The following is a 20,321-nucleotide window of genomic DNA, read 5'->3' as shown; positions in this document are numbered from 1 at the left end:
CTGCACTTTTAGTCTCTTTCGCGCCGGAAAGAAGGACAGACTTTACCTGCCCCTGTGCTTTTCTTTTCGTTTCTGCTGCTTCAGTTCGAACTGACGCTCTTTTTCGGCCTCTTTTTCCAACCGGCTCTGTACAGTCCACAGACCGTACGTTGTGTTATTATCTCTGCAATTTGATTTTATCACATCATCCGCTGCATTTCCATAACAAGGACCCTTTTAACTCATATATTTTTTACCTTTTCTCACTAAAAAACTACCTTGTTTTAAGGCTTTCTGCTGTTATACTTATATATAGATAATATGGAAAAGAGGGATTATTATGGTAGGAATTGGAATTGATACCGGAGGAACTTATACAGATGCCGTTGTATATAACCTGGAAACAAATCAGATACTGGCGTCAGCAAAGTCTCTGACAACAAAAGAGGATCTGAAAGTGGGTATCCGCAATGTACTGGAAAAACTCCCGGCAGATGCGCTCTCCTCCTGCGGTGCACTATCATTGTCAACTACACTCGCAACCAATGCATGTGTAGAAAACAGAGGAGGGAAAGGGAAACTGGTTCTCATCGGGCTGTCACGCCAGACACTGGAGTCCTCCTATCGGGATTATGGAATCGAATCACTGGAAGATGTATATCTGCTTGAATGTGAACTTACCCCAAAACCAGCAAAGAGTGTACAGCCGGACTGGACAGCGTTTGCCAAAGCGCTTCCCGAATTTGCCGGAGACAGCGACTGTATCAGCATTGTACAGCTCTTTGCGAAGGAGCATCTTGGCAGTTATGAAAAGAAGGCTGCAGAAATTGTAAAGTCAGTCCTGAATATTCCTGTTATACTGGGACATGATCTGTTTCCGGATCGAAATATTTTACGAAGAGGCGCGGGAGCATTGCTCAATGCGCGGCTTATACCTGTTATCCACGAATTTATGACTGCAGTAAAAGCTGTCTTTAAAAGCCATGGGCTTTCTCTTCCCGTTGTGATCATGCGCAGCGACGGCAACCTGATGTCCGATGAATATACCTGCAGACATCCTGTAGAAACGCTTCTCTGCGGTCCTGCTGCAAGTATAACGGGTGTTCAGCATCTCGTTTCCGAAGAGAATGCTGTCATCGTAGATATGGGCGGTACCACCACTGATATCGCCATTATCAGAGACGGAGAGCCTTTGACCGCCAAAGATGGCATCCAGATCGGAGACTGGAAGACATTTGTAAAAGGACTTTATGTAGATACCTTTGCCCTGGGCGGCGACACCGCCGTACATTATAATTATGACGGGGGGCTGTTCCTTGAGAACTACCGGATCATGCCGCTGTGCATGCTGGCCGCCAACTATCCCGGCATCGCCAGCCAGCTGGAAGGGCTCGTGGCATACCCGGAAGGCCACACTTTCCCGCTCTATGAGTTCTTTGTTCTTATGAAAGACATCTCCGGGAACGCACAGTACACAGAGGATGAACATGCGCTGTGTGAAGCGCTGAAAAACGGCCCCCTGATGTATACCAATGCAGCAAAAGCCATAGGGAAAGATATGTACGGTTTAAAAACTGCCCGGCTGGAAGCGGACGGTGTCATTTTAAGATCCGGCCTCACCCCCACCGATATTATGCACATACAGGGTGATTTTACAGGATTTGACAAGGCAGCCTCCCTGGCGGGCGCCGAATTTGTCGCACACTATGCTCATACATCCCTGGAAGAACTTTGTCGGAAAGTTTATGATATGGTGGAAGAAAAGCTTTATTGCAATCTGGTCCGTATTCTGATGGATACAGAATTCCAGGCATTGAAAAATACACTGTCCGACTCGCAGATAGAGACACTGATCCACATCAGTTACGAACAGGCTAAATCTGGTGAAGAAGCTTTCTTTTCAACCCGTTTTTCTACAAAGGCTATATTGGTCGGCGTTGGGGCGCCCACACACATTTTCCTTTCTTCTGTTGCCTGTCTGCTTGGAACTACCGCAGTGATCCCACCTCACGCCTCGGTAGCCAATGCGATTGGCGCAATTGTTGGCAATATTTCCGCCACTGCTGTTGCTGAGGTGAAACCCAGCTACGAAGAGGAAGAAATGAATGGTTTCCACGTCATAACGCCTTCCGAATCGATCTTCTTTGAGGAATACGAAGATGCGCTTAAGTATGCCAAAGAGACCACCAAATCTCTTGCCATGGATATTGCCAGAACCCAGGGAGCAATAGGTCCTCTGACAACCTCACGCCGCATTGAACGCAAAGAAGCTTCCATCTGTGCCAGCCCGCTCCTGCTCTATGAACTGGTACGTACAACTGCAACAGGAAAAGCCATTTAGGCTTTTCCTGTTATTTTTCCCTTTTCTTACAATTTTCTTGCGATTTCTGACCCTATTCCCCCAAAAGTGTGTTACACTTATGGTATTAAAAATTACAGAAACGGAGGCTAACTTATGGCACCCTTACTATATTCCATCGTTTCGGAAGATACACTGCACTCCATGGTAGACACATTTTACGCCTGTATGAGGCTTCCTATCCAGGTCATAGACGAACATGGGGAGTTTCTTGCTGTCAGCGGACAGATGGCCAGCTTCTGCCGCTGTTTCCAGGATTATCTTCCACCCAATGACAGCTGTGAAAAAATGCATATATCGGCCAGTAAAAAGGCAATTACGCTTGGAGAGCCTTACATATTTTCCTGCCACGCAGAGCTGAACCATATAGTGTTTCCTCTGATCAGCAAAAGGACGTTCCTCGGCTCTATTTTAGTAGGGCCGTTTTTAATGGATTCCCCGGACTCGATCCTGATCTCGGATATTGCGAAAAAGTACAATATCCCAACGGATGAGGCCCTGGAATTATATGATGAAACAGGCAATATCCCCGTTGTCTCTCCATCCATGGTCAATCACATCAGCCACCTTTTATTTTATCTGTTTGCTAACCTGATCGATGACAGCAAAGAAGAACTCAAACAGAATAACCAGAAACTCCTCCAGCAGTCCCGGATTAACGAATCCATACAGCGGTACAAAGCGGAGAATATCAGTACCTCTTCCTACCCCTATGAGAAGGAGAAGGATCTGATCGGCAAGGTGAAGGTAGGCAACGCCCAGGAGGCCAACGCCATCCTGAATGATCTTCTCGGCTATGTACTGTTCTCAGAAGGCAACAGTATAGAGGTGGTAAAGACAAGGGCAATTGAGCTCTGTTCCCTGCTTTCCCGGGCAGCCATCGAGAGCGGCGCGCCCACCGATAATATCTTAAAATTGAATAATCATTTTCTCAAGAACCTGCAGCAGGTTACATCCATGGATACGCTTTGTTTTAAACTGCAGGAGATTGTAGAGGCATTTACCGAAAGTATGTTTAACTACATACCTTCTAAAAACAGTGAGCTTGTAAAAAAATCCATGCTGTATATCTCGGAACATTTTAATGAACCTATCACTCTGGAGGATGTTGCATCCCATGTTCACCTTCACCCCTCTTATTTCTCTACCATGTTCAAGCAGTCCACAGGTTCTTCCTTCAAAGAGTATCTGAATATGGTGCGCATAGAGGAAAGCAAACGTCTGCTCTCCAACACGGATTTCTCAATTATTGATATTGCCGTGGCCGTAGGGTTTGAGGATCAGAGCTACTTTTCAAAGGTGTTTAAAAAGTATACAGGTCTGACTCCAAAGCAGTACCGGTAACATTATTTTTTTGCTTATTTGATAAAAAACATCATTACATTTCTTTAAAAAAAACTAAAAACAAAATATTTTTCTTAAAAAATTTCCGGATAATCATTTATACTTCAATCATCAAAAGCAACCAAAAAAGATGATTATCAGGAGGTAACAATTTATGAAGATGAATATGAAACAATGGATCACAGATACAATCAATGCCCCGGTGAAAAAGGCTATGCCGGTATTGTCTTTCCCGGCTATTCAGTTAATGGACGTTACTGTAAAGGATCTGATTTCCAGCAGTGTTCTGCAGGCACGGGGCATGCAGCTGGTTGCAGAAAACACAGATGCTGCTGCTTCTGTAAGTCTGATGGACCTGTCGGTTGAGGCAGAATGCTTTGGTTCAACGATCCGTGTCTCAGATGAAGAAGTTCCCACAGTAATAGGAAGTGTAGTCAACTCCGAGGAAGAAGCGGAGGCTCTGGAGGTCCCGGAAGTTGGAAGCGGGCGTACGGGTATCTATATTGAAGCCATTGAGAAAGCCGCAAAGCTGATTACTGACAGACCTGTGCTAGCAGGCGCCATTGGACCATTCTCCCTTGCAGGAAGACTGATGGATGTATCTGAAGCCATGATTTACTGTTATGAAGAACCGGATATGGTACATATCGTTCTGGAGAAAGTCACAAAATTTTTAAGAAATTTTATATCTAATTTTCAATTATCCGCATAAACACTATACATTCAAGCATTTTGAAGTATAGAAAAACACTCATCTTACCACGAATTTACCACGATTGAATGAGCCTTGATATGACCGTAAAACTACTAAGGGAGATAGCACGAAACTGTGTATCTCCCGATTTTTTTATACAGTTGATTACTTCACTCCGATTTCAAATTTCAATATTGCTTTCATCATGTCTGTATGAATTTCTCCTTTTAGTTCTTCATCAACCTGCATAATGATTTTACCACTTTCAGAGTGGTAAAAAGGACGCAAGCATAATTTAGAAATATAACCGTCATAAAACTTCAAAATCTCTTTAACTGCCATTTCATCTCCGCTTGACGCTTTGCAAATCAATTCAAAAGAGGGATAGCCATAATCTTTACTCATTTCTTTACTTCCTTTCGCTCAAAAGCATTTTTAACTTCCTTAGTCCTCTAGTTCTTCTACTGCAAATAGCAGAACGTGATACATGGTACAGTTCTGAAATTTCTCTGTCGTTCATTCCTTGAAAATAACGTAATAAAATCGCACTACGCTGTTTTTCTGACAGTCTATGTAAAACTGTACCAAGTGTTTCATCAGATACATAAATTGTAAAGTGCAAGACTTTAAATGATACACAATCATAAAAACAGGTATCAATCGTTCCACGTTCAACTTGTTTCGTTTCGGCTATTTCACAAAACAATACTTCACGTTTAGAATGTCTTGCAAGCGTCTGATTCTGCTAGTTTTGGGTCTACACCCATTTCTGTAAGATATTTTGTAAAAAAGCAATGTCGCTCATAAATTTTCTCAGCCATAGCCTGCCTACTGTCTGTTAAAAGCAATTGACCATTATTATCCATTAGTAGGAATCCTTGTGTTTTAAGTTGCTTTACTGCATGACTTACACGAGGCTTTGAAAATCCCATATAATCAGCCACATCAATAGAGCGAACCATGCCTTTTTTGATTTTAAGTATAAGTATTGTTTCTAAATAATCTTCTAATGACTTTCCCAATGTCACATTATTATCACCTCTTAAATATTTGATTCAATCAGTTTTTAAATTGTCCACCCAAGACTTTCTTGCTGAATATGATACAATTTTTGATATACACCTTTTTTCTTCATCAATTCATTATGTGTGCCATATTCAACTAATTTGCCATCATCTAATACTAATATTTGGTCTGCGTCTACAACTGTTCTTAAACGGTGAGCAATCATAATTACTGTTTTGTTTTCAACCAATTGAGCTATAGCCTTTTGCACTAAAACTTCGTTCTCCGGGTCAAGAGAAGCAGTTGCTTCATCTAAAAAAATAATTGAAGCATTTTTTAATAAAGCACGTGCAATAGATATTCTTTGTCTTTCACCACCAGATAATGTACTACCATTTTCACCTAAAACAGTTTGATAACCGTCTGGCATATTACGCACAAATTCATCACAGTATGCAGCTTTAGCAGCCGCCATAACTTCTTCCTCTGTGGCGTTAGGGTTTCCAATACTGATATTGTTAAAAACAGTATCATTAAATAATGTTACGTCTTGAAATACAAAAGCCATTTTTCGCATAAGACTTTCTGGCTCCATTGTTCGTATATCTTTACCACCAACACGAATTGTACCTTTCTGTATATCCCAAAATCTTGCAATCAATTTTGAAATTGTACTTTTCCCGCTTCCAGATGAACCTACCAATGCGGTGATACTTCCTTGTGGAATTTTACAAGTCACATCTTTAATGACATCTTTTGTATTATATCTGAATGTAACATGTTCCAACTCTATATCACAATTTTCAATTTCTTTATCATTTCCTTGCATTACAGATGTACTTAAAAGAGTACGCATTCTTTCTGTAACAACATTAAGATTTAGTAATGTAGTTAATTGTGAAAGAATCGCAAGAATTGGTCCATATATACGAGTAACCATCAAAAAGAACATTAGTAATGGGAGCAGTTCTATTTCACCTTTAACTAACAACATTGTTCCAACAAAAATGACAATACCAATTCCGGCTTGCAAAATCATGCTTGCACTCGACATAAATACGCCACAAATCATTTCTACTTTCACAGCAATCTTTTTCATAGATAATAATGCTTTGTTAAGAGCAGAAAAGTGAGAACCACTTAAATTACATGATTTAATAATTTTCATTCCCTCAAGGTATTCTTGTACTTGACTAGAAGCGTCTAGCTTTGCTTGTACTTGTCGTTCAAATAATTTTTTCTGATAGTTCTTACTTAACCAAATTATCAAAAATGCAACTGGCAGCGTAATATACATACATAACGCTAAACGCCAATCAAAGAAAGCAAGTAAAATACAAGTAAGAGTAACAGTAATACCATTTGCAATGAGAGGTGGAATTGTACTACTTAACATTGATTCCATGCTGCTACAATCAGACATCATGTTAGTTGTCAATTCTGACAAATCCTTTGTATTGAAGAAACTCATTGGTAATTTTCTTAAATGCTCTGCAATATTAAGTCTTGTTTTATTTGATTCTTGATAAGACGCAATGTATGTCTTTCTATAATCATTTCTTGCTGCTAAAAACACCAAAACAGCAGAAACAACTCCAATTCCCCAAAGCAACCATATATGATTCCATGCAATTTGCTTTCCTACATACGGGTTCAGTAATTCATTAAATAACATTACTGTAACACAAAACGGTAGCATTAAGGCTAGATTTGTTATCGTACAAGCAACAATAGCTTTTTTTAAATCTTTATAACCTTTATCTGATAGAAAAAGAAACTCTTTTAGTTTTTTCATCTTTATTACACCGCCTTTCCGCTGATTTTCCAATCAACCGCTTCTGTGTAATGGTTCCACATTTGCGAATAACGTCCACCAGCAGCAACTAATTCATTATGTTTACCTTCTTCAACTAGATGACCTTTTTCCATAACAATAATTTTGTCAGCATTACGAATCGTAGATAAACGGTGAGCAATAATAATAACTGTTTTATTCTGCATAAGTTTCTCGAATGCTTTTTGAATTAAATACTCATTTTCTGGGTCGCTAAATGCAGTTGCTTCATCAAGAACAATAATAGGGGAATCTTTGATAATAGCTCTAGCAATAGCGATACGTTGACGCTCACCGCCAGAAAGATGAATACCCTTTGTTCCAAATACAGTTTTGTAGCCATTAGGAAGTTTTGAAATAAATTCATGGCATTGTGCAGCTTTCGCGGCTTCAATGACTTGTTCTTCTGTAGCGTTTGGATTTCCCATGCGAATATTATCTAAAATACTCTGCTTGAATAAGAAAATATCTTGAAATACAAAGCTAACATGATTCATTAAGTCTTTTTCTGAAATATCTCTTATATCAACACCGCCGATTTTTACACTTCCCTCTGTAACGTCCCAAAAGCGTGAAATTAAATTTGCAATTGTACTTTTTCCACCACCAGATAAGCCAACAATAGCTGTTATTTGTCCTTGATTGGCTTTAAAAGATACATTTTCAATAGCCATTTCTTCTTTTTTTCCTGTATATGTAAAGCTAACATTATCAAACACAACATCATCTTTTTGAGTTTTTTTAGGACTGGTAGTTTGTGGTAGAACAGGTATATTGAAAATTTCGTCCATTCTTGCTACATTTCCGTCAATTTGCATAAATGATTCAGAGATATACATTATTTTGTTTAAAATACCAGCGATTGCCGGAACAAAAAGCAAGTAAAATATAAATGTCATAGTAAAGCTCTTATAATCTTGTGCATTAGCTCCTAACAAAATACCTACAGGAACGATAACCAAATATATATTGTTAATGATGGTAGTAAACGCTGGCATATAATTTTGCCAACCTAGAGAGAACTTTAGAACCCATTCTGTGTATTCTTTAATAGCATGTTCTAAACGAGCAAATGAAGAAGCTGTTTGATTAAATGCTTTCACAACAGGCATACCACGAACATATTCTACAGAAGCATTGTTCATATCTTCCAATGCAATCTGATATTTTCCCATGTTTTCTTTCATTGCTCCGCTACCAAATCCACTGAATTGTACGACAAAAGCAAGCACAATTCCAACTAATGAAGCAATACCAAATCGCCAATCAATAGCCAGTAGAATAATAACCATAACAATAGGCGCAGTTACAGAAGCAACAAAATCTGGAAATTGATGTGCAATGAAACCCTCAATGCTCTCAATGTTTTCATCCATTATTTTTCTTAAACGACCACTACCTATGGTTAAGTGATAACCTAAAGGAATTTTGGTAATATGTTCTGCGAAGTGAAGTTTTAATTCATAAAGTGTTCCAAATGCTGCCATATGAGAACTGAAAATTGCTAAAAAATATAATAGTATATTAGCAATAATACCAGCTAAAGCTATCCAGCCATAATTCATAACCTTGCTCATATCCAGCAATTCTAAATTAGGATAGACTTTTAAAATGGAACTAATAATAAAATATACCGCAATATACGGAACAAACGACGCTATAGCCGCTAACGAGGAAAGTATAGCCGATAAAAATACTAATCCTTTCTTATTGGAAGCTAATTCTAAACATCGTGCTAAACCCGTTTTGGGTTTGTTTTGTTTTGGCTTTTTGTTTGCCATAGTACGAATCCTCCTTAAATATAAAATACGTGGTGGGTTAGCTTAATCTAACCACACCACGTATTCTAAAGGAAATACTATTTTTCTTCTACTCCATCTCTAGTATATTTGGGTAAAAATAGCCCAAAAGTGTTATTTTTGTTTTCTGTAATCTTTCGGTAAAATACCATAAACAGATTGAAATGCTATTGCAAATTTACTAGCATTATTATATCCAAGACTTACCGCTATATCTCCAATTTTCATATTTTCATTTAAAAGCCAATGTGCTGCAATATTCATCTTATATTTCTTTAAATATGAATATGGTGTGTCACCATATATCTGTAAAAAAATTTTATGAAACAGTGATAAGTTAATTTGATTCCGAAAGGCGAGTTGTTCTAACGATACTCGTTCATCTAAATGAGTTATCATATATGTTTGAATTTCTTTAGTAGCTTGAATCTGACGTTTATCATAATATTTGAAATCACAGCCATGATTTTTAGTTAGCTGGTCTATATGGTAAAGTAATTCAATTGCTTTAATTTTGAAATATCCTAATTGTTCTATGTTAAGTGCTTCATATAATTCAGAAAATAAATGATGTAATTTAGGTGGAGTGGAACTTAAATATCCATTATTCTCAATCCCTAATGTTGAACCAATTTTATCAAGGTTAAGCGGAATAGTTTCCATCATTTTTTTGATTTCTTCTGATAAGGATTGTTTATCAATCACAAGGCTAAGTCCATAATATTTTTTTAATGGAAACGAGAAAGAAACTGGTAAATGTTGTGTTCCAGTCACACTAAAATATCCCTCTGGTAAATACGAAACTGTATGATTGGCATACTCACATTCATAGCGTCCAGAGCGACAATGTGTAATTGAAATAATATTAGGATTGAATTTTTGAGAAGGCATACTTATGTCTGTATCAAAGTCCAAAAAAGAGAGTTGAATACCATCAAAAAGCGTGTAACTTGTAACAATTCCTTTCCCTTGACACCCATAATCTATAATCATAAAATTTTCATCTTGCTTGATAATTTTTGCCTTATCACTGTACCAGTCTTTATTAAATGTAGAACTCACATTATGTACCTCCATATGTCGATTAGCAACATCTAACTATTATCATACTGTATTTTTTATCCCAAAACAATAAAAACATAAGCGTGCAAATCCGATTTATGTGAAAATGCACGCTTTTCTTCATGTTATTTTACAATCTTCCAGTTGCGTTCCTTATGCGGTGTCAATTCATACTGTGATACCTGCGTTGCCTTTGCCTGATTTACCACAAATCAGATTTTATCCCTTTCTTCCTCTTGATTGCCCACAACAGAAAAGAAAAAGCCCTGTCAAGAGCTTTGCCACCATTGGTGGTGCTTTGCACTCTTGATCGGGCTTTTTGTTTGCTGTATCTTCTCGCAAGAGGAAAAAAGTTACTCGTCCTCATCATCAAAATTGTTATTCCTTAATACTTCTCGTAACAGTTCCATATCTTCTTTTGAGTTCGGGTTTATCATTTTCACGACTTGATAAGGTGTCTTATACTTATGTCCCTCTATGCTTTCCCCAAACATATCCATACTGTATAAATCATCATAGCGGTCTAATAATTTTTGAAACTTCAAATGCTGGATAAATTCTTTGATTGGGTAAAGGTCGGACGCTTCAATGCTTTTCCCGTTGATATAGTCTGTAATATATTCCCGTAACTTTTCTAACTCATATTCCAGCCATTCTTCCTCGCTGTCAAAGAAGTTATCATAGTGTCCATGTTTCAGTTCTGCATTTAGACGTTCTTCGGCTCTTAAAAACTGACAGACTTCCTTTTCAGATTGATTGACATACTTCCATTCTCCCGACAACAATTCATTGGGCGTAACGTCCAGCACTTCCATTATCTTTTCCAGCGTTTCATAGGCAGGATAGTTCAACCCTCTTTCAATCTTGGAAAGGCTCTGCATATTGATACCGATTTTGTCCGCAAGTTCCTGTTGTTTCATTCCCCTAAATTTTCTTATGGTCTGTATATTATTTCCTAAATGGCTTATTTTCATTGCATAACCCTCCATATCTCGTTATATCTTCGCTATTATAAGTCTATCATGCTTAATATGATTTGTAAAGGCAAAAAAAGATATTGACAAATAAGCATATAAGAATTACTATGTTCTTGTAATCGAATAAGCACAATAGAATGAAATATAAAAACATTCAAAAAGAAATACCTATCTGATTAAATCCGTAGATATGAATATCGGTTGAAATGGAACTTGTTAGAAAAGGCAAAACAGAACTTGCTGACAAAGTATTTCTGACACGGTGGCGGAAGCCTCTCAGGCTTACCGCCATGACACCTTGTGTCAAGGGGAAGAAATGCTTTGTCGGCTGGCGAGCCTGCGAGCCTTGTCTGTGCCCCCGTTATCTAACAGGGGGGCACTATTTCACAAAAGACAAGTCAAAAACCATACAACCCCAAACCTGTGAGTAGTAATGAGAAGTTTTAAGAAGATAGTAATTTCACATTCTTTTGAATAGTGGTTTACAGGTATTTCAAGGCTGTTGTGGGATTGGAGGAATACAATGAACAATTTAGAATTTGCACTTGAAATGAAGAACAAACGTCTTGCAAGCGGTCTTTCACAAGGAGAACTTGCAAGTCTTACCCATGTATCAAGATATAGTATCAACCGCTTTGAGAACGGAAAAGCCAACGCAAGTAAAGAAACACAGAACATTATCCTGCGTTGTCTGAATTACTATGTCTGTGATAAGCCTTTTTATCTGCTCGTTGATTATCTGTCTGTCCGTTTTCCAACGACTGACGCATTAGAAGTTATCCGAAAGGTGCTTGGCATGAAAGCGGACTATTTTATCCATTATGACTATGGGTATTATGGCTATAAGGAGCATTATGCCTACGGGGAAATCAAGGTCATGGCTTCTGATGATGAACACATGGGTGTATTTTTAGAATTAAAAGGGGCAGGCTCACGCAACATGGAATATGTCTTACAGGCACAGAACAGGGATTGGTATTCATTTTTAAACCGCTGTCTTGACTGTGGCGGTGTTATCCGACGTTTTGACTTGGCAATCAATGATATGTGCGGTCTGCTGGATATTCCCGTTTTGTCTGAAAAATACAAAAATGGCGGTGCGGATTGTCGCTGTAAAAACTATGAAAATGTACAAGGTGGAAAACTAAGCGAAAAAAAACGTAATTTAGCAAGTACCCTTTATATCGGCTCAAAGGCAAGCACAAAATATTTCTGCTTGTATGAAAAACAAAAGGAGCAGGCAACCAAAAAGAAACATACGGATATTATCAACCGTTTTGAAATTCGTCTGCGTGATAAAAAGGCAGTACAGGCAGTTGAGGAATTGTTATTGACATATAACCCTCATGGGTTGGTGTTTTACCTTATTACTGATTTTGTGCAATTTCCCGATTATCCGCTGTGGGAGATATTCATTTCCCATGACAGTTTACCTTTTGAAATGAACCCCGTACCTGTCAATATGGAACGCACTCTGCAATGGCTGGAAAGACAGGTCATGCCGTCAATCGTGATGATAGAGGAAATCGACAGGCTGACAGGCTCAAACTACATGAAAATGATTGATGAATGTACCCACCTTTCCGAAAAACAGGAAATGCTTGTAGAACAGATGTGTACGGATATAGCAGATGTAATCGAAAGTGAGGGGGTGTTTTATGAGTAATGCACAGGATATTCCCGTATGGGAAAAATATACCCTTACCATTGAAGAAGCGTCAAAGTATTTCCGTATCGGAGAAAACAAGTTAAGACGCTTGGCAGAGGAAAACAAGGGCGCTGGCTGGCTCATTATGAATGGCAACCGCATACAGATTAAACGCCGACAGTTTGAACAGGTTATTGACAAATTGGACGCAATCTAATGCAAATGAGCCTTGTATGTGTTATGATGAACACAAGTCATATCAAGGCTCTTTCCAACAAGGAAAGGAGCAGACACCATGAAAGAAAAAAGACGGGATAGTAAAGGACGTATCCTGCATACTGGAGAGAGCCAACGAACAGACGGGAAATACTTATATAAATATGTAGACGCATTTGGAAACACAAAATATGTGTATGCTTGGAGATTGACACCCACAGACCCGACACCAAAGGAAAAACGGGAAAAACCCTCACTTCGTGAACTGGAACAGCAGATAAGACGGGATATTGAGGACGGTATCGACAGCACAGGCAAGAAAATGACGCTTTGCCAACTCTATGCCAAACAGAACTTACAGAGGGCAAATGTGAAGAAAAGCACACAAAAACAACGGGAACAACTCATGCGGTTATTGAAAGAGGACAAATTAGGTGCTAGGAGCATTGATACAATCAAGCCCTCTGACGCTAAAGAATGGGCGTTACGCATGAAAGACAAGGGCTTTTCCTATAACACCATTAACAACCATAAACGCTCGTTAAAAGCGTCATTCTATATCGCCATACAAGACGATTGTGTAAGGAAGAACCCTTTTGATTTTAAGTTAAGTGAAGTCCTAGAAAATGATACCAAAGAGAAAGTCGCATTGACAGAGGAACAGGAACAAGCCTTACTCTCATTTATCAAGACAGACAATGTGTATCACAAGCATTATGATGATGTGCTGATACTGTTAAAGACTGGACTTCGTATCTCGGAACTGTGCGGACTGACAGTAGCTGATATTGATTTCAAGAATGAAGTTGTAATTATCGACCACCAGTTACTAAAGAGCAAGGAACAGGGCTATTATATTGAAACGCCTAAGACGAAAAGCGGAATAAGACAAGTGCCATTAAGTAGAGAAACAATACAGGCATTTCAACGGGTTATGAAGAAACGCCCAAAGGCAGAACCATTTGTGATAGACGGACAGAGCAATTTCTTATTTGTCAATCATAAAGGCAAGCCCAAAGTTGCGATTGATTACAACGCCTTATTTGTCCGTATGGTAAAGAAATATAACAAGCACCACAAGGACAATCCCTTGCCACATATCACACCGCATACGCTACGCCATACATTCTGCACAAGACTGGCAAGCAAGAACATGAACCCAAAAGATTTACAGTATATCATGGGACATTCAAACATTAGTATCACAATGAACTGGTACGCTCATGCGTCCATAGATACCGCAAAATCAGAGGTTCAGCGTCTAATCGCATAGAAGTATTTACCACGATTTTAACCACGCTTGATAGCGAAAATATAAGAAGATAGACCCAGATATGTGAGGTTTACCACAAAAGCAAAATGCCCGTAGAGCCTATAAAATAAGGCTTTGCGGACATTTAAGGAGATATAAAAAGATAGTCAAAAAGACATATATAATTTATTATTAATTACTGCAAAGAATACAAACGGGTAGGCGGTAACGGAATCGTTCTCGCAGAACCGCTTGCAGGACTGCTCTCTCCTGCACTTGCAGAAGAGTTTTCAGCAGATTATGTAAAACAGATTGTGGATGCGGTCCAGGATGATGAATTCATCATTGTTTACCACAACTGCGGAAACTGTACAATTCAGCAGATTGACTCCATCATTGCTACAGGATGCCCTCTGCTTCACTTTGGTAATGCAATCAGCATGGCAGAAATGATGACGCATATTCCTGCACATATCGTTGCTGCCGGTAATGTAGATCCTGCATCACAGTTCAGAAACGGGACAGTCGAATCCATCAAAGAGGAGACGAAAGCTGTTATGGACGCGTGCTGCAAGTATCCAAACTTTGTAATTTCCTCAGGATGCGATATTCCGCCGCTCTCAAAATGGGAGAATATCCATGCATTCTTTGAGGCTGTTGATGAATTCTACGCAAAATAACAGATATTAAATAGTGCAGAATTAATAAAAAAGGAAGAAAGCGGAGCTATCTCACAAACGCTTTCTTCCTTTTTATTAGATTTTACTTTTCTTTCAAAACTTAAATCTTATTTTTGTATTTTCTTTTATCACAGCATAGGTTATTCCATCCAGCTTGATCTTGGACTGTATCATCTCGCCTGCTGGAGCATATTTTCTGGCTGCCCTCTCACAGACATTATCCACTCCTGTAATTTTTTCTACAAACTCAGAATGTGAGCTGACGGCTTCAACTTCCTTCAGTTCTTCAGCAGAATATGTAATAAACGGAACATTGCACTCTTCTGCCAGTTCCAGCAGGCCGGACTCATCCTTTTTCAGATCTATGCTTGCAAGCGCTTTGATCTGCAGGCTGGACACTCCCAGTTTTTCCAAAAGCCCTGCCAGTTTTCTCTCCATCTCAGCCTTGGGGGTTCCTCTTCTGCACCCTGCCCCTACCACAAGATTCTCCGGCGGAAGATACAGGATCTCTGTACTGCCTCTCTGTTCTTCTATAAAGTCCGTTACCGCGATTCCCAAAGGCAGCCTGTTCAGTTCTTCCAGGTTACTGCAGACTTGCAGTTCCTCCGGTATCTGCCCTTCCACCGGATAAGCACTGTAAAAGCCCACCTTTTTTCCCTGCAGCACTGCGGCCGATATTTCTTTCGCCAGTCTGCGGCTGCTGATATAAAGATGGTTCTCTTTTGCGAAGACATCCACGGCAAACTTATTCTGCACATCTGTAGCCGTTGTTACAACCGGCACTGCCCCCGTCTGTTCTGCGATCAGCATGGCAATCTTTACAGCTCCGCCTACATGTCCGGAAAGAAGCGGAATCACAAATCTGCCCTTTTCATCCATAGAAAGCACCGCTGAGTCCATGTACTTATCTGCCACCCATGGGGCAATATATCGAATAGCAATTCCCGCCGCGCCAATAAACAGAAATGAACAGCGCCCCCAGCGCTCTCCTATCCACTGTTTCAAGTCCTTATCCATCGGATTCATTGTAAACCTGGCAGCAAACCGTTTTGTTGTATAACTCTCGCACTTATAACCTGCCTGTGTCAGCTTCCTGTTCAGTTCTCTGTTCAGCCTGCCCCCTTCTTCTGTAAAGCTGAATATGGCGAGAGAATTCTCTTCACTTCTTATTTTCTTCTCCATGTCACCCTCATCGGAAAGTTACAAAAACCTGATCTCATACCCGCTGTTCTCAAGAACTGCAAGCGCCTTTTGAAAATTTCCGTTCTTTGTCAGTATATAGTCTGTGTTATATGTGGAAACTGCAAATATTCCGATCTCATTCTCCGCCAGCAGGCCAGAGATCTTAGAAAGAATCCCGGTCAGCGAAAAATCCAGAGTTCCCTGGATGCGGAAAGCACGCCAGCCATTGTCACAGGCTGCGGCATTCGCCGGAACATACTGTGAACTGCACACTAAGGAATTCTCCTCATCTGTTCTTCCTATAAAATAAAAGTCATCCTTCATGTTCACTTCCGAAAGATCTGTCACTTTGCACACAGAAAACTCCTGTTTCAGCGCCTCTATCATCATATCATACATCCCCCTGTCTCAGCCTTATGCCTTCATTAATTAATGATACCTTAATCTGCAGCTTTGCTGCAGATCCGCCCGTATGGGCATGAGTTACGGGGTGCCCTTTGGGTATCCTATTTTCCTTTAAATCCAGGTTCCAGAAGCAGCCGTCCGGCTATAGAAAAAGTTGCCAGCAGCACTACAAATTTTACAACCGTACTGATCCCGCTTAATATACTTCCCGCCAGCATAATGCCGCTGATCATCATAACCGCAAATCCACCATATGCTATCATACCAAAAAGTCTCACTGATTTTTTATTCTTGTACTCTTTAATGAAACGAAACAGGCCAAGGGCAAATATAATAAGGCCTGCCGCAAAAAAGATGATTTTTATATCCATTTCATCCTACTCCTCTCATAATTCAAATTTTTATCTCACATTGGATATTGTAACATCTAAGTAAAACTTCGTCACTCCTTTTCACTGAATTATCTTATAATATATTTTTCTTATAATTTAAGGCAGCGCCATGCAGCACCTCCGATTCCTCCGGTACATGTAAGGCAGAGAAACGCAGTAAAAAATACACTGCCGTCTTCTAATTGCGCTGTTTATCGCGCTTCTCTGTATCCTTGCCGCTGTCTTTGACATACTGTAAATATACATTTATCAGAAAATTAAATGGCACAGGTAATATTTACATTACCCGCACCATTTTCGTTTAACGATTATTTCTGGACAATATTTATAATTCTTCCAGGTACATAGATCTCTTTCACAATGGTTCCTGTCAGCTTATCTGCAACTGCCTCTTTACCTGCTGCAATCGCTGTATCTTTGTCAGTATCTGCTGCGATTGTCACAACAGCCCTTGTCTTACCGTTGATCTGGACTGCGACTTCGATCTCATCATCCTTCATCTGTAACTCATCATATGTCGGCCATTCTGCTTTAAATACGGTTTCTGTATGGCCCAGCTGTTCCCACATCTCTTCTGCAAAATGTGGTGCAAACGGTGCAAGAAGTACTGCAACCGCCTCCAGTGTCTCTTTGTCAATACCGCCTTCTTTCTTGGCGATATCGATAAACTTGTTATTATACTCCATAAAGCCGGAGATAACTGTATTCAGGCTGAATGTTTCCAGCCTGTTCGTAATATCATAAACCAGCCGGTTTCGCTGTTTGATCATTTCTTTCGTGGCTTTGACGTCCTTCTCACAGCTGTCCATGAGCAGATTCCAGAGGCGTTTCAGGAATCGGTTGACTCCGTCGATTCCGCGGTCATCCCACTCTGCATCCAGTTCCGGAGGCCCTACAAAGAGCTCATACATCCTAAGGGAATCACATCCGTAATCGCTTACCAGATCATCCGGTGAGACCACATTTCCTTTGGACTTACTCATCTTGATTCCATTCTTCCCTGTTATCATTCCCTGGTTAAACAGTTTCTGAAATGGCTCATCGAAATCTACCACTCCGATATCGCACAGGAACTTTGTATAAAAGCGGGAATACAGCAAATGCAATACTGCATGCTCAACACCACCGATATACATATCTACCGGAAGCATCTCGTCCGCCTTTTCTCTGGATACCAGTTCCTCCTGATTATGGTTGTCCACGTAGCGCAGGAAATACCAGGAAGATCCCGCCCACTGCGGCATGGTGTTCGTCTCGCGCTTTGCAGGCTTTCCACATACCGGACACTTGCAGTTTACCCATTCTTCAATTCCCGCAAGAGGTGACTCTCCGGTTCCTGTCGGCTCATAGGATTCTACATCCGGCAGGCGAAGCGGCAGTTCCTCTTCCGGTACCGGAACAGCTCCGCAGTCCGGACAGTGAATGATCGGAATTGGCTCTCCCCAATAGCGCTGACGTGAGAATACCCAGTCGCGCAGTTTGTAGTTCACGGTAGCGTGGCCGATTCCTCTTTTTTCTATAATATGCGGCGCCTCTTTTTTGAGCACAGCAGACTCCATGCCATTCCACTCCCCGGAATTGATCATTGTGCCAGCTGCCTCTGTATAGGCCTCTGTCATATTTTCGATCTCTATTCCGTCTTTTGCAATAACCTGCACGATCGGAATATCAAATTTCCTGGCAAATTCAAAGTCACGGTCATCATGGGCAGGTACACACATGATTGCACCTGTTCCGTAGTCTGCAAGTACATAATCTGAAAGCCAGATTGGCGTCTTCTCACCATTCAGCGGATTAATAGCATAGCTGCCTGTGAATACACCTGTCTTTTCCTTATCCTGAAGACGGTCTACATTGGACTTCATAGATGCGTCATAAATATACTTTTCAACTGCCTCTTTTGTCTCCGGTGTGGCAAGTGCAGCCGCAAGCTCATGCTCCGGGGCCAGTACCATGAAGGTGGCTCCATATAAGGTATCCGGTCTTGTTGTATAGACCGTAATCTTCTCATCTCTTCCGTCAACCGGGAAATCAACTTCCGCGCCGTAGGATTTGCCGATCCAGTCGGACTGCATCTTCTTAACCTTCTCCGGCCAGTCCAGTTTATCCAGATCACTCAGGAGACGTTCTGCATACGCGGTAATCTTCAGCATCCACTGGCGCAGATTCTTCTTCGTTACCTCTGTACCGCAGCGCTCGCATTTTCCATTTACAACTTCCTCATTCGCCAGACCTGTCTTGCAGGACGGACACCAGTTGATCGGAAATTCCTTCTCATATGCGAGCCCTTCTTTGAACATCTTTACGAAAATCCACTGTGTCCATTTATAAAAGTCCGGATCTGTGGTATTCACTTCCATATCCCAGTCATAAAGGGCAGCGATCTCATCAATCTGTCGCTTGATGTTCGCTACATTTTCTGCCGTGGATTTCGCCGGGTGCACACCCATCTTGATCGCATAGTTTTCAGCCGGAAGCCCAAAAGCATCCCAGCCCATCGGATGCACAATATAGTGCCCCTGCAGCAGTTTATAACGGCTCCATACATCGGAGATAACATATCCTCTCCAGTGTCCTACATGAAGGCCGTTTCCTGACGGGTACGGGAACATATCAAGACAGTAATACTTCTGTTTCTTATTCCCATTATCGTCTACCTTCGGATTCACCGGATTCTCGGCCCACTTCTCCCTCCACTTCTTCTCAATTGCTTTGTGATTGTACACAATCTTAGACATAACAAAATCCTCCTACTTTAATCACTTGGTGAGGTCCTTTCGAACCTAGTGAGTAAAGTACAACCTGCTGGCTTAGTAAGATTCTTTTGAACTTAGCAGCATGATTGTCACCTTACTATAATCACTTTTTCCCAGGGTTCTTCCAAACCAACTCTAAAAAGCCTTTCCATCTCATTAAGAGACGAAAAGGCTTTGACTTCCGTGGTACCACTCTCATTCATCCGGCGGTTTCCGGATGCACTCATTTCTTCTGTAACGGGAAGTCCCGCTTTTATCTACTCCGGTTTCAATAAAAGAACTCCAAGGCGAGTTGGGAGTTTACGCTTCTGCCTCACACCATCCGGCAGATCTCTGAAAACGATAGGCTCTTAATACTCCTCATCTAAGTTTCTGCAATATTCTTACTTATTATAGGAAGAATGTTAAAATAAGTCAAGTAGTTTTCTACCTGATTTGACTTATATTTAATATTGGTGAAGTGAAAAGTTTATTTCCACTTTGAAGGGGGCAAAGTGGATTTTAGTCTTTCTCCTACTTCCATCTCCACAAATGTTGCATTTAGTCTTACACTTATCATATGAGACGGCCGCCGGAAAGGCTGGTATACATATGAATCCTAAAAATGCTTTTTCCCATTTGACGCTGCAGGAACGACGTATCATTCTTACCGGTATTACCAACGGTTCTACAAAGACCGCTATCGCACAGACTCTTGGTAAGGATAAATCTACGATCGGAAAGGAGATCAAACTCCA

General features: G+C 40.5%; 20 protein-coding genes and 1 other annotated feature. Of the genes, 8 read left to right on the top strand and 12 right to left on the bottom strand.

Annotated elements, in window-relative coordinates:
• Positions 1-42: 42 nt before the first annotated feature.
• Positions 43-183 carry a DUF2992 family protein gene (locus HMPREF0240_RS25190; protein ID WP_278245585.1) on the bottom strand — a complete coding sequence of 47 codons (141 nt, stop codon included), beginning with the start codon at positions 181-183 and terminating at the stop codon, positions 43-45.
• A 136-nt stretch (positions 184-319) separates the two neighbouring features.
• Between HMPREF0240_RS25190 and HMPREF0240_RS08015 the strand changes: the two genes are divergently transcribed.
• The 3 genes from HMPREF0240_RS08015 to HMPREF0240_RS08005 all read left to right on the top strand — a co-directional run bounded on the left by HMPREF0240_RS08015 (position 320) and on the right by HMPREF0240_RS08005 (position 4,394).
• Positions 320-2,320 carry a hydantoinase/oxoprolinase family protein gene (locus HMPREF0240_RS08015; protein WP_009002936.1) on the top strand — a complete coding sequence of 667 codons (2,001 nt, stop codon included), beginning with the start codon at positions 320-322 and terminating at the stop codon, positions 2,318-2,320.
• A 114-nt stretch (positions 2,321-2,434) separates the two neighbouring features.
• Positions 2,435-3,682: a PocR ligand-binding domain-containing protein gene (locus tag HMPREF0240_RS08010; RefSeq protein ID WP_009002935.1), complete on the top strand. Its 1,248-nt coding sequence runs from the start codon at positions 2,435-2,437 to the stop codon at positions 3,680-3,682.
• A 154-nt stretch (positions 3,683-3,836) separates the two neighbouring features.
• Positions 3,837-4,394, top strand: coding sequence for a uroporphyrinogen decarboxylase family protein (locus HMPREF0240_RS08005; RefSeq protein WP_009002934.1), 558 nt, complete (start codon positions 3,837-3,839; stop codon positions 4,392-4,394).
• 147 nt (positions 4,395-4,541) lie between these two features.
• Here HMPREF0240_RS08005 and HMPREF0240_RS08000 read toward each other — a convergent pair whose 3' ends face one another.
• From HMPREF0240_RS08000 to HMPREF0240_RS07975, 7 genes are all read right to left on the bottom strand, one after another.
• Positions 4,542-4,781 carry a helix-turn-helix domain-containing protein gene (locus HMPREF0240_RS08000; RefSeq protein ID WP_008788617.1) on the bottom strand — a complete coding sequence of 80 codons (240 nt, stop codon included), beginning with the start codon at positions 4,779-4,781 and terminating at the stop codon, positions 4,542-4,544.
• Positions 4,782-4,785: 4 nt separating this feature from the next.
• Entirely contained in the window at positions 4,786-4,998 is a 213-nt protein-coding gene (locus tag HMPREF0240_RS23845; RefSeq protein WP_237713679.1) for a sigma factor-like helix-turn-helix DNA-binding protein, read from the bottom strand.
• Between the two features lie 94 nt (positions 4,999-5,092).
• Positions 5,093-5,404, bottom strand: a complete 312-nt coding sequence (locus HMPREF0240_RS07995; RefSeq protein ID WP_008788619.1) for a metal-dependent transcriptional regulator — start codon at positions 5,402-5,404, stop codon at positions 5,093-5,095.
• 38 nt (positions 5,405-5,442) lie between these two features.
• Positions 5,443-7,176: an ABC transporter ATP-binding protein gene (locus HMPREF0240_RS07990; RefSeq protein WP_005335599.1), complete on the bottom strand. Its 1,734-nt coding sequence runs from the start codon at positions 7,174-7,176 to the stop codon at positions 5,443-5,445.
• A gap of 5 nt (positions 7,177-7,181) precedes the next feature.
• Positions 7,182-8,996, bottom strand: coding sequence for an ABC transporter ATP-binding protein (locus tag HMPREF0240_RS07985; protein WP_005335600.1), 1,815 nt, complete (start codon positions 8,994-8,996; stop codon positions 7,182-7,184).
• 132 nt (positions 8,997-9,128) lie between these two features.
• Positions 9,129-10,076: an AraC family transcriptional regulator gene (locus HMPREF0240_RS07980; RefSeq protein ID WP_008788620.1), complete on the bottom strand. Its 948-nt coding sequence runs from the start codon at positions 10,074-10,076 to the stop codon at positions 9,129-9,131.
• 353 nt (positions 10,077-10,429) lie between these two features.
• The gene (locus HMPREF0240_RS07975; protein ID WP_008788621.1) at positions 10,430-11,065 is read right to left on the bottom strand and encodes a helix-turn-helix transcriptional regulator; all 636 of its coding nucleotides are present in this window, start codon (positions 11,063-11,065) and stop codon (positions 10,430-10,432) included.
• Between the two features lie 511 nt (positions 11,066-11,576).
• On the opposite strand from HMPREF0240_RS07975, the gene HMPREF0240_RS07970 reads away from it, so the two are divergent.
• From HMPREF0240_RS07970 to HMPREF0240_RS07955, 4 genes are all read left to right on the top strand, one after another.
• Entirely contained in the window at positions 11,577-12,719 is a 1,143-nt protein-coding gene (locus tag HMPREF0240_RS07970; protein ID WP_005336080.1) for an XRE family transcriptional regulator, read from the top strand.
• Positions 12,712-12,918 carry an excisionase gene (locus HMPREF0240_RS07965; RefSeq protein WP_005336079.1) on the top strand — a complete coding sequence of 69 codons (207 nt, stop codon included), beginning with the start codon at positions 12,712-12,714 and terminating at the stop codon, positions 12,916-12,918. The genes HMPREF0240_RS07970 and HMPREF0240_RS07965 overlap by 8 nt, the downstream gene beginning before the upstream one ends.
• 78 nt (positions 12,919-12,996) lie before the next feature.
• Positions 12,997-14,190 (top strand): site-specific integrase, encoded by a 1,194-nt coding sequence (locus HMPREF0240_RS07960; RefSeq protein WP_005336078.1) that lies wholly within the window; start codon positions 12,997-12,999, stop codon positions 14,188-14,190.
• Between the two features lie 167 nt (positions 14,191-14,357).
• Positions 14,358-14,849 carry a uroporphyrinogen decarboxylase family protein gene (locus tag HMPREF0240_RS07955; RefSeq protein ID WP_083806142.1) on the top strand — a complete coding sequence of 164 codons (492 nt, stop codon included), beginning with the start codon at positions 14,358-14,360 and terminating at the stop codon, positions 14,847-14,849.
• A gap of 93 nt (positions 14,850-14,942) precedes the next feature.
• Here the strand turns inward: HMPREF0240_RS07955 and HMPREF0240_RS07950 are convergent, their stop codons facing one another.
• The 4 genes from HMPREF0240_RS07950 to leuS all read right to left on the bottom strand — a co-directional run bounded on the left by HMPREF0240_RS07950 (position 14,943) and on the right by leuS (position 19,566).
• Positions 14,943-16,031 carry a cobalamin biosynthesis protein gene (locus HMPREF0240_RS07950; protein WP_009002930.1) on the bottom strand — a complete coding sequence of 363 codons (1,089 nt, stop codon included), beginning with the start codon at positions 16,029-16,031 and terminating at the stop codon, positions 14,943-14,945.
• A gap of 18 nt (positions 16,032-16,049) precedes the next feature.
• Complete coding sequence (locus HMPREF0240_RS07945; RefSeq protein WP_009002929.1) at positions 16,050-16,421, bottom strand: ACT domain-containing protein; 372 nt, start codon at positions 16,419-16,421, stop codon at positions 16,050-16,052.
• A 116-nt stretch (positions 16,422-16,537) separates the two neighbouring features.
• Complete coding sequence (locus tag HMPREF0240_RS07940; protein WP_009002928.1) at positions 16,538-16,807, bottom strand: hypothetical protein; 270 nt, start codon at positions 16,805-16,807, stop codon at positions 16,538-16,540.
• A gap of 329 nt (positions 16,808-17,136) precedes the next feature.
• Complete coding sequence (leuS, locus tag HMPREF0240_RS07935) at positions 17,137-19,566, bottom strand: leucine--tRNA ligase (RefSeq protein WP_009002927.1); 2,430 nt, start codon at positions 19,564-19,566, stop codon at positions 17,137-17,139.
• Positions 19,567-19,740: 174 nt separating this feature from the next.
• Positions 19,741-19,960 (bottom strand) — a binding site (T-box leader).
• Positions 19,961-20,115: 155 nt separating this feature from the next.
• On the opposite strand from leuS, the gene HMPREF0240_RS23835 reads away from it, so the two are divergent.
• Positions 20,116-20,321: helix-turn-helix domain-containing protein (locus HMPREF0240_RS23835; protein ID WP_148486315.1), on the top strand; the 206-nt coding region annotated here is incomplete at its 3' end.

Origin of the sequence: Clostridium sp. D5 (assembly GCF_000190355.1) — a bacterium.
GTDB classification, from domain to species: Bacteria; Bacillota; Clostridia; order Lachnospirales; family Lachnospiraceae; genus Faecalicatena; species Faecalicatena fissicatena_A.
This window is presented reverse-complemented; position numbering and strand designations above follow the sequence as displayed.

What these genes read in the sequence shown, in the direction of transcription:
- HMPREF0240_RS08015 (WP_009002936.1), top strand. Translation starts at nt 320, where the DNA reads ATGGTAGGAATTGGAATTGATACCGGAGGAACTTATACAGATGCCGTT.
- HMPREF0240_RS08010 (WP_009002935.1), top strand. Translation starts at nt 2,435, where the DNA reads ATGGCACCCTTACTATATTCCATCGTTTCGGAAGATACACTGCACTCC.
- HMPREF0240_RS08005 (WP_009002934.1), top strand. Translation starts at nt 3,837, where the DNA reads ATGAAGATGAATATGAAACAATGGATCACAGATACAATCAATGCCCCG.
- HMPREF0240_RS08000 (WP_008788617.1), bottom strand. Translation starts at nt 4,781, where the DNA reads ATGAGTAAAGATTATGGCTATCCCTCTTTTGAATTGATTTGCAAAGCG.
- HMPREF0240_RS07990 (WP_005335599.1), bottom strand. Translation starts at nt 7,176, where the DNA reads ATGAAAAAACTAAAAGAGTTTCTTTTTCTATCAGATAAAGGTTATAAA.
- HMPREF0240_RS07985 (WP_005335600.1), bottom strand. Translation starts at nt 8,996, where the DNA reads ATGGCAAACAAAAAGCCAAAACAAAACAAACCCAAAACGGGTTTAGCA.
- HMPREF0240_RS07975 (WP_008788621.1), bottom strand. Translation starts at nt 11,065, where the DNA reads ATGGAGGGTTATGCAATGAAAATAAGCCATTTAGGAAATAATATACAG.
- HMPREF0240_RS07970 (WP_005336080.1), top strand. Translation starts at nt 11,577, where the DNA reads ATGAACAATTTAGAATTTGCACTTGAAATGAAGAACAAACGTCTTGCA.
- HMPREF0240_RS07965 (WP_005336079.1), top strand. Translation starts at nt 12,712, where the DNA reads ATGAGTAATGCACAGGATATTCCCGTATGGGAAAAATATACCCTTACC.
- HMPREF0240_RS07960 (WP_005336078.1), top strand. Translation starts at nt 12,997, where the DNA reads ATGAAAGAAAAAAGACGGGATAGTAAAGGACGTATCCTGCATACTGGA.
- HMPREF0240_RS07950 (WP_009002930.1), bottom strand. Translation starts at nt 16,031, where the DNA reads ATGGAGAAGAAAATAAGAAGTGAAGAGAATTCTCTCGCCATATTCAGC.
- HMPREF0240_RS07945 (WP_009002929.1), bottom strand. Translation starts at nt 16,421, where the DNA reads ATGATGATAGAGGCGCTGAAACAGGAGTTTTCTGTGTGCAAAGTGACA.
- HMPREF0240_RS07940 (WP_009002928.1), bottom strand. Translation starts at nt 16,807, where the DNA reads ATGGATATAAAAATCATCTTTTTTGCGGCAGGCCTTATTATATTTGCC.
- leuS (WP_009002927.1), bottom strand. Translation starts at nt 19,566, where the DNA reads ATGTCTAAGATTGTGTACAATCACAAAGCAATTGAGAAGAAGTGGAGG.